This window comes from Arthrobacter sp. 260 (genome assembly GCF_013116745.1).
Taxonomy (GTDB): Bacteria; Actinomycetota; Actinomycetes; order Actinomycetales; family Micrococcaceae; genus Arthrobacter_D.
The window spans coordinates 1-245 of sequence record NZ_JABFOE010000089.1 but is presented as its reverse complement, the minus strand read 5'-3'; the positions used below and the strand labels follow the sequence as shown (position 1 = coordinate 245).

The 245-nt window shown below is 37.1% G+C and carries 1 protein-coding gene; it reads right to left on the bottom strand.

The features are described from left to right. Positions 1-245 (bottom strand): hypothetical protein (locus tag HMI57_RS18945; RefSeq protein ID WP_216607715.1); only part of this gene is annotated, 245 nt, incomplete at both ends.

Genomic DNA, 245 nt, shown 5'->3' with positions numbered 1-245 from the left:
AAGTTGCTATACCTTGAGTATAAGTAAACTTTAATCTTCCTCTACGAACTTGAAACTGATCTCTCATTATTGGATCTGAAGCACCTTTAGATTCATTCCACAACCATTGTGCTTGAACATAACCAGTAACTTTCAAATTCGACATTTGATCAACTTGAGACTCTAAGTTAGAAATGCGATTTGAATTTTTCTCAGTTGGTGTTAAGCTCTCCTCCTGAGCTAAAGCTGGTGAGGCTAATCCTACC